The sequence below is a fragment of the Streptosporangium sp. NPDC051023 genome (assembly GCF_040689595.1).
In the GTDB taxonomy this organism is placed as follows: domain Bacteria; phylum Actinomycetota; class Actinomycetes; order Streptosporangiales; family Streptosporangiaceae; genus Streptosporangium.
In genome coordinates, this window is sequence record NZ_JBFBCE010000164.1 from 1 (window position 1) to 8,446 (window position 8,446).

General features: G+C 70.9%; 6 protein-coding genes. 1 reads left to right on the forward strand and 5 read right to left on the reverse strand.

Translation table 11 applies throughout. From position 1 onward, the window contains the following. Positions 1–345: 345 nt before the first annotated feature. Positions 346–3,855: an indolepyruvate ferredoxin oxidoreductase family protein gene (locus AB0395_RS47015; RefSeq protein ID WP_366294536.1), complete on the reverse strand. Its 3,510-nt coding sequence runs from the start codon at positions 3,853–3,855 to the stop codon at positions 346–348. A gap of 116 nt (positions 3,856–3,971) precedes the next feature. Between AB0395_RS47015 and AB0395_RS47020 the strand changes: the two genes are divergently transcribed. Further along, positions 3,972–4,424 carry an Lrp/AsnC family transcriptional regulator gene (locus tag AB0395_RS47020; protein ID WP_366294539.1) on the forward strand — a complete coding sequence of 151 codons (453 nt, stop codon included), beginning with the start codon at positions 3,972–3,974 and terminating at the stop codon, positions 4,422–4,424. Here the strand turns inward: AB0395_RS47020 and AB0395_RS47025 are convergent. From AB0395_RS47025 to AB0395_RS47040, 4 genes are all read right to left on the reverse strand, one after another. After that, a complete protein-coding gene (locus AB0395_RS47025) occupies positions 4,396–5,847 on the reverse strand; it encodes a tetratricopeptide repeat protein (protein ID WP_366294542.1) in 1,452 nt (483 codons plus the stop codon). The two genes, AB0395_RS47020 and AB0395_RS47025, sit on opposite strands and share 29 nt — an antisense overlap. A gap of 19 nt (positions 5,848–5,866) precedes the next feature. Continuing rightward, the gene (locus AB0395_RS47030; protein WP_366294545.1) at positions 5,867–7,234 is read right to left on the reverse strand and encodes a DUF4331 domain-containing protein; all 1,368 of its coding nucleotides are present in this window, start codon (positions 7,232–7,234) and stop codon (positions 5,867–5,869) included. 729 nt (positions 7,235–7,963) lie between these two features. Beyond that, positions 7,964–8,158 (reverse strand): DUF397 domain-containing protein, encoded by a 195-nt coding sequence (locus AB0395_RS47035; protein ID WP_366294548.1) that lies wholly within the window; start codon positions 8,156–8,158, stop codon positions 7,964–7,966. Then, positions 8,149–8,446: DUF5753 domain-containing protein (locus tag AB0395_RS47040; protein WP_366294550.1), on the reverse strand; the 298-nt coding region annotated here is incomplete at its 5' end. The genes AB0395_RS47040 and AB0395_RS47035, both read right to left, overlap by 10 nt.

The window sequence follows — 8,446 nt, forward strand, 5'->3', positions numbered from 1 at the left end:
CGCGCGCCACCGCGCCCGCCAGGCCGAAGGCCTGAACCACCCAGACCGCAACCAACGACGGCCGGCCGGACCACCCGCCCCCCGCAGCGCGAACCCAGCACACCCCGAACCCAGCACACCCCGAACCCAGCACACCCCGAACCCAGCACACCCCGAAGCCGGCCCAGCGCGAACCACCCCAGCCCGAACCCACCACACCGCAGCCCGAATCACCCCGGCGCGAACCAACCCCAGCCCGATGTCCCGGGGAAACACACCTCAGACCCGGTTCCCTGCACCAGGTGACAGCTCCGGTTTCTCCGCACCGGGCGCCATTGACCGATGCGGAGAGTACGTGCCCCGCGCTCAGCTCTCGCCGAGGGAGCGCGAGTCCCCGCCGCCAGACAGGCGACCGAGGAGAGCGGAGGCCGAGGACCGGTAGGAAGCCACATTGCGCAGCTTGACGTGCTCGTAGCCGCGGACGACATCCGGCAGCTCGGCCAGCTCCAGGACCAGCTCCGCCGTCTCAGGACGCAGCTGCGACAGGGCCCGCAGCACGTCGCGGGTGTACTCGCCGACGAGCTCGCGCTCCGTCTTGCGCACCCCGGCCAGGCCGAACGGGTCGAGTCGGGTACCGCGCAGCCTGCGCATGCCGTACAGCAGGTGGAAGGCCGGGTCGAACCAGGTACCGAGGCGGATCTTGCGGTCCATGCCCAGGGCGCGCAGGATCGGCGGGTGCAGGTTGTAGGAGATCTTCGCGCCCGGGCCGAACTCGGCGGCGACGCGGGCGCGCTCCGCGGGGTCGAGATGCAACCTGGCGACCTCGTACTCGTCCTTGTACGCCATGAGCCGGTGCAGGTGGCGGGCGTAGGCCTCGGTGATCGGCAGCGGGCCTTCCGAGACCTTCAGCTCCTCGGCCATGACCGCGCGGACCGCGTCGGCGTAGCGGGTCGCGTACCGCAGATTCTGGTAGGCGGCGAGGTCGGGCACCCTGACCGTGAGGAGCCGGTGCAGCTCGGTGCCCCGCTCCGCGACGGAGTCGACGAGCCGGGTCACCTCGGGGCTCGGCGGCGGCCCCGAGGGCGCGGAGGGACGGGTCGCCTCGGCCACGGCCTCGGGGGCGGCGACGACGGCCCTGCCCCAGTGGAAGGCGGCGATCGTCAGGTCGGCCGCCCTGCCGCCGCCTTGCCGTACGGCCCGCTCGATCGACTCCAGGCTGAGCGGGATGAGCCCGCGCTGCCAGGCCGCGCCGAGCACGATCGTGTTGGCCGGCATGTGGTCGCCGAACAGCGCCTGGGCCACGTCCTCCGCGTCGAGATAGACGTTCAGCTCGCGCAGGGTGCGCGACTCCAGAGAGCTGATGGGCGAGCCCAGTTCGGTGACGTGCGTCGCGGGGTCGACGACCATGGAACCGGTGGGGACCAGGCTGGTCGAGACCACCGCGACGGTCCGGTCACGGTCCGCGGCGCGCAGGTGCTTCGGGTCGGTCGCGCCGAGCAGGTCGAGCGCGAGGTAGGCGTCGACCCCGCCGGTGCCCGCCCGCCCGGAACGGTCGTCCTCGCCCTCGAAGATCAGGATGTCGGAGACGACCGTGCCGCCCTTCTGGGCCAGCCCCGTCTGGTCGAGTCCCCGGGACCGCTTGCCGTCCAGCATCGCCGCGGTACCGAGCATCTGCGCGACCGAGACCACACCGGTGCCGCCGATGCCGACCAGCCTGATCGTCGTCTCCCCGGTACGGAAGGCGGGCGCGGGCATCTCGGGTGGCGCGGGCACGGCGGCCCGCCGCTTGACCGCCTTGCCCGGCACGACGGTCAGGAAGGATGGGCAGTCGCCCTCGACGCACGAGTAGTCCTTGTTGCACGACGACTGGTGGATCTCGGTCTTGCGGCCGAACTCCGTCTCGACCGGCAGCACGGACAGGCACTCCGACTTCTGACCGCAGTCCCCGCAGCCCTCGCAGACCCGCTGGTTGATCGCCACCCGCCTGACGGGATCGGGCAGCTCGCCCTTCTTGCGCAGCCGCCGTTTCTCCGCCGCGCACTGCTGGTCGTGGACCAGCACGGTCACGCCGGGAACCGCCGCCAGCTCGCGCTGCGCCTCTTCGAGCTTCGTACGGTCGCGGACCTCGGCGATCCGGGCGAGCGCGACCCCCCGGTAGCGCTCGGGCTCGTCGGTCGTGACGATCACCCGGCGCACGCCCTCGACCTCGAGCCAGCGGGTCAGGTCGGCCACGGCCAGCGACGGAGTGATCGTCTGCCCGCCCGTCATCGCGACCGCGCTGTTGTAGAGCAGCTTGTAGGTGATGTTGACCCCCGCGCCGACGGCGGCCCGCACGGCGAGCGAGCCCGAGTGGTGGAAGGTGCCGTCACCCAGGTTCTGGAAGATGTGCGGGGTCTCGGTGAAGGGCGCCTGCCCGATCCACTGCGCCCCCTCGCCGCCCATCTGGGTCAGGCCCGTCAGGGTGCCCTTGCCCTCGCGGTTGATCACGATCATCGTGTGGCAGCCGATGCCCGCGCCGACGGGGGCGCCGTCCGGCACCGAGGTCGAGCGGTTGTGCGGGCAGCCGGAACAGAAGAAAGGAGTGCGCTGCGGGCCCAGCAGCTTCAGCGGGGCCGGGCGGGAGATCACGGCCAGGCCCTTCGCGACCCGGTCTCCCGCGAGGGGTTCGAGGCCCGCGCGGCGCAGCCGGAAGGCGACCGCCTTCGCCGCCAGGTCGGCGTCGACGCCTCCGGTCCTGGGGATCAGCGGGGCGCCGTTCTCGTCGAGCTTGCCCAGGACGCGCGGGGCGTTGGCGGTGCCGTACAGGACGTCCTTGATCAGTACCTCGAGCAGCGGGCCCTTCTCCTCGATGACGAGGATCTCACCGAGCCCCCTGGCGAAGGTCTTGACGATCTCCGGCTCCAGCGGCCAGATCATGCCGATCTTGAGAATGCGGACGCCCAGCTCCGCCGGGTCGACGCCCAGCCTGCGGAACGCCTCGCGCACGTCGTAGTAGGCGGTGCCCGAGGCGACGATGCCGAGCCAGGCGTCCCGGGGGTCGACGGTGATTCGGTTGAGGCCGTTCTCCTTGGCGTACGCGCGGGCCAGCTCAAGACGCGGCCCGGTGAGCGTCCGCTCCATCTCCAGCGACCAGGGGGTGAGCAGGGTCGCGTCCGGAACGTGCCGGTACGGCTTGCCCTCGTACTCGACGACGGGCGTCACGGGGACCACGCGGTTTGCGCCGACCTGGACCGTTCCGCTGGCGTCCACGACGTCGGTGACGGTCTTGACCGCCACCCACAGGCCACTGGCCCGCGAGGCCGCGATCGCGTGGCGGCCCAGGTCGAGCAGCTCCTGGACGCTGCCGGGATGGACGATCGGCATGCCGAGGGCGGCGAGCACGCTCTCCGTCGCCGAGGGGAGCGTGGAGGACTTGCAGATCGGGTCGTCGCCGCAGAGGGCGATCAGGCCGCCGTTCGGGTGCGCGCCGACGAAGTTGCCGTGCCGTAGCGCGTCGGCCGCGCGGTCGACGCCGGGGGCCTTGCCGTACCAGACGCCCAGGACGCCCGCCTTGCGCGGCCGGGGGAGCCCGGGTACGAGCTGGCTGCCCCAGGCGACCGTCGCGCCCAGCTCCTCGTTCTGGCCGGGGCGATGCACGATGTCCAGCGGCTCCGCTTGCCTGCGCGAGCGGGCGAGCTCCAGGTCGAAGCCGCCGAGCGGGGAGCCGGGGTAGCCGGAGACCATCGCGCCGGTTTCGAGGCCCGCGGCGCGGTCGGCGCGCATCTGGTCGAGGATCACACGGACCAGTGCCTGCGTGCCGGTCATGAACACCTGGCCCTCTTCGAGGGCGTATCGGTCGTCGGGAGCCGTTGCGCGGGTTTCGGCGGAGATCGTCATGATCGTTGGTCCCGTCTTGCCATGTGCCGTTCTGGTTGCCGCAAGGTTATGTCAGGCTGTCCGAAATATGATGTCAATATTTATTAAGGATGGCTGATTGGTTAGCATCTGGTGCTATGGATGCCACTGATCGCGCAATCATCGGCCTCCTCCAGGTGGAGGGCAGGCTCAGTAATCTCGAACTCGCCGAACGCGTACGGCTCACCCCCTCGCCCTGCCTGCGCCGGGTCCGCAACCTGGAGGAGACGGGGGTGATCAGCGGTTACCGGGCCGTGATCGACCCGGTGGCCGTCGGGCGAGGCTTCCAGGTTCTCGCGTACGTGGAGCTGGAGGGGCAGGACGCGGAGACCGTCACCGCCTTCGAGGAGGCGGTCATGGAGGTCGAGGATGTGGTCGAGTGCCTGCGCATGTTCGGCCGCCCCGACTACGTGCTGCGGGTCGCGGTGCCCGACATGGAGGCCTACAGCCAGCTCTGCCTGGAGAAGCTGGGCCGTCTGCCCGGCCTCGACAAGCTCACCTCGCAGATCGCGATGAAGGCCCTCAAGCCCGGTGGTGTTCTCCCGCTGTGAGTCCTTCCTGAACGCGAGGGGTCCGTTCTGCGGGACTGTCGCCTGATGTGCCGTCCCGAGCCGTCTCTGTCGGCCGGGGGGAGGGAGGCGGGGGCCGGGGAGAGGGAGGCGGGGGCGGAGAGGGGGCCTCCCGCAGCTCGATCAGCGCCTGGCGGGCTCGGGGCGCGTCCTGGAGGGAGAAGTACGGATTGATCCGCAGCGCCCTGGTCAGATGGGCGCGTGCGGAGGTCGTGTGACCGAGGGCGCGCTCGATCTCGCCCCGGTGGTAGGCGAACAGCGCGTCGCGGTCACCGAGTCGTTCCGCGCGGGCCGCGTATCCGGCGGCCTCCGCGTCGCGGCCCGCCCGGTGGAGCGCCCACCCCAGGGCGTCGGCGACCTCGACGCTGCCGCGCCGTCTCCACTCGGCGCTCAACCGTCGTACGGCGGAGCCCGGATCGCCGTGGTCGGCGGCGAAACGCCCGGCCTCCAGGTCGTCCGCCACACCCTTCGCCCTCATGAGCCTGTGCTCCGCGGCGAAGACCGCGTACTGCTGCGCCGCCCTCGCCGGCTGGCCCAGATACTCGTACAGCTCGCCGAGCTCGGCCGCGAACCCGGGATCGCGCGCGACCGCCGCGCCATAGTCGCGGATCGCCGCGCCGGTCCAGCCGAGCGCCGCCTCCGCCCTTGCCCGCCCCGCGAAGGACGGGGCGTGGCCGGGGTCGGCGGTCAGCGCCTGCCCGTAGGCGCGCAGCGCCTCCCTCGGCCGTCCCTCGCCCCATTCGAGCTCACCCAGCTGGAAGTCGCACAGCGCCAGGTCGGCGGGGGCCGAGGCCATCGACCGGGTCCGCTGAAGCACCGCCCTCGCCCGTTCCGTCTGGCCGCGCAGCCGCAGCAGGTGGGCGGCGCGGGAGAGCGAGGCCACGTCGGGCCTGCCGTCGAGCATCCGCTGCAGGGCCCGCTCGGCTTTGCCGTACCGGCCGAGTTCGGTGTAGGCGTCGGTGAGCACCGCGTACAGCGACCAGCGGTACGGCGCGGCCCTGCGGGCCCGCAGCCCCCAGGAACGCGCGGCGCCGAACTCGTGCCTGGCGTTGGCGAGCGCGCCCATCCCGATCATCGCGTCGACCTCGGGGGACAGCCGCAGGGAGCGCTCGAAGGCGCTGCGCGCCCTGGCGTAGTGGGCCGGGTCGCCGGTGCGCCTTGCCTGCTCCACGTGCGCGCCGCCCAGGTCGGCCCAGATCCGTGCGTCGGCGGGGTGCCCGCGCAGGTAGGCCTCAGCGCCGGTGATGAAGTCGGCCAGGTCGGGCGGTGCCGACGTGGGCCGCGACGTCTCCATCCCGGTGTCGCGCAACGTCCGGGTGGCGCCCGACGGTCCGTCGGAACCGAACAGGGCGAACAGGGCACCGCCGACGGCCAGGCACCCGAACAGCGGCAGGAATCTGCGCACGCGCTTCGTCTCCGCGGTCTCAGAAGTAGTTGGGGATGGCGAGATAGGGAAAGGTCCCCGTCACCGGCTTGGTCAGCAGGACGGCGCCGTTCTCGTCGGCCAGCCAGGGGCTGCCCGCCCCCGCAGGTTCTCCCATGAGCGTCCGCAGACCGATGGCGACCACGTCGTCGGTGGGGCGGCGCCCGTTGGGAAAGCCCTGCGGATCGTCACGGAGGTAGCCGTACCTGTGCGGCGCGGCGGTGACGGGAGTGCCCATGTTGAGGCGGAGCTCCTCGGCGGGTACGAAATCGTCCTTCGCGACATCGCGATTGAGGAGCTGGGAGTTGAGGTCTTTCCCGATCGGGCCGTCCGCGCGTGTCGTCAGCCCGGTGAGGTACAGCTCTTCCAGGTCCTTGCGCGGCCCCTTCGGTGCCTGTGCCCCGGTCGCGAGCTGCACCTGCCCCGCCCGTTCCGGGGCGAGCAGCCCGCTCACCACCCCTGCCGTCTCGCGGTCCTGGCGCGGGCTCGTCCCGTTGAAACGGTCGCGGGAGGACAGCGGGACGAACACCTCGTTGAAGTCGGGATTGCCGAGGCGTGAAACCTGGACGTACGGCGTCTCCCCGGGCGAGCGCAGGTCCAGCGACCTGCGCGAGGCCGTCGCCCACACCCCGACCACCGGGTTGGCCCCGGGGGCGCCGCCCAGCGCCAGCTCCGACTTGGGCACCTGGATCGCCATCGTGTTCACATTCAGCGGGGCGCCGGTCGCGACGGGCGGGCTGGGGGCTCCGAACCGCAGGAGGCCGATGGCCTCACGGTCGCCGTAGAACGGGTCGGCGGCCTGCCCGGCGAAGGCGCGCCCGCCGCCGGGTAGCTCGACCACCGCCTCGTCGCGCAGCCGCTGGTAGTCGGGCATGACGAGGCTGCCCAGATGGGACGGTGCCGCGATAGCGTCCCGCACCAGCGTCTGGTCGGGCCTGCCGGGCAGTAGTTTCTCCAGTGTGTAGCGCTGTCGGAAGAGCAGGGAGTCGTCGTGCGCCGACCTCACCACGCCCTTCGCCGTGAGCGGGGAGAGCGGCGGGCGCCGGTCCTCGTTCCTGAAGGTCCAGCGGTAGGTGATGTCGGGTTTCCCGGTGCCCGTGTGGTCGATGTGCAGTTCGTAGCGTGTGTCCGTGGCGAAGGGGTTGAGCGTGTTCTGCGGCTGGAAGGGGACGTAGTCGACCACCAGCGTGACCGTGTCCTGCCTCTCCGGGCTGGTGAACGCGTACAGGTCCGCGGCGTCGATCTGCGGGTCGGCCGTCGTCGCGGGGGCGTCCCAGTGACTCGTCGCCCCGACCGGCCCGGTCGCGGGCCCGAGCAGCAGCCCTCCCGCGGCGATCGTCCCGGAAACGCCGACCACGAGAATTGACACCCTTTTTCGGGATGTGCCGGTTATCTCGCTGAGTTTTCCCATGGCTTCCTGCCTGAATTCACTGTTGACGACCGCGGAGAATACGGCATGCCGCCGCGACGGGGAAGTGTTTTGCCGCGGCGGCACGCCGGCCGGAAGAGCGGGTTAGGGAACGAACGTCACGGTCACGGTGATATCGGTGAGATATTCGCCGTGGTGAAGTCGGGCCCAGGTGAGGCTCCTGACCGTTTCCCTCAGATGGCCGCCGGCCTGGAGCGACCGGGCGCGGGCAGAGCGAATGCGGGTCTACGGTGCCTTGTCGGGATTTTTCCGGAGATGATAGATGAATCCGGCAAAAGCGAAGCGGAGACGATGAAGGCGGCTCCGGTGGCGCTTGAAACACGCATCCAACATCCTTTCCGGAAAATCGCCCGTTGACTTTCTCGCTCATGATCAAACTAGCATCGGCGGCGTGAGGCCCTCGCGGAGCCGGGCCAAGAAATGTCAAAAACGGAAGCGCTGGGGCACCGCCCCAGCCTGGCGGAGCCGGATGCGGCTCTCCGCACGGAGGGCGGCGCGGGAGGGTGGCGCGGGAAGACGGCAGCCCGCAAGTGCCTCGCGCCACCGGAGGGCCGGGGCGCCGGAAGGGCGTGTGGCGGGAAGAACGTGTGACGGGAGGCCGGGAGGTGCGTTACGGAGAGTGGGCGGGCGACGGCCCCCGCGGCAACGGCGGGGGCCGTCTGGTCCCTGTCAGACCGCGCCGCTCTTGACGCGCGTCAGGAAGTCGGCCCACACCTGGGGGGTGAACAGCAAGGCGGGGCCGCCGGGGTTCTTGCTGTCGCGTACCGCGACGACTCCGGGAAGGTTCACGGCCACCTCCACGCATTCGCCGCCGTTACCGTTGCTGCGGCTGCTCTTGCGCCACTGTGCGCCGGTCAGGTCCATGTGTTCATCCTCTTCTCGATGAATGCCGCCGAGGCGGCCTGGGGTAAGGCATAGGAGCGCAGGGCGTCGAACTGGGCCGATAGAGGGTCGACCCGCGCTGGATCGATCAGAAGCTGTGCGGCTTCCGCGTTCTCCATGTACACGATGTCGGGGGCGCCTTTGAAGGAGAGCACCAAGATGGGCCCTGCCAGCCCGGCATAGGCGCCCACATCGAAGGGGATCACCTGGATGGTGACCCTCGGTCGCATCGTGGCTTTCAGAAGGTGTTCCAACTGCCCGCGCATGACA

Coding starts and splice junctions, on each gene's coding strand:
- AB0395_RS47035 (WP_366294548.1), bottom strand. CDS start 8,158: ATGGACCTGACCGGCGCACAGTGGCGCAAGAGCAGCCGCAGCAACGGT.
- AB0395_RS47015 (WP_366294536.1), bottom strand. CDS start 3,855: ATGACGATCTCCGCCGAAACCCGCGCAACGGCTCCCGACGACCGATAC.
- AB0395_RS47020 (WP_366294539.1), top strand. CDS start 3,972: ATGGATGCCACTGATCGCGCAATCATCGGCCTCCTCCAGGTGGAGGGC.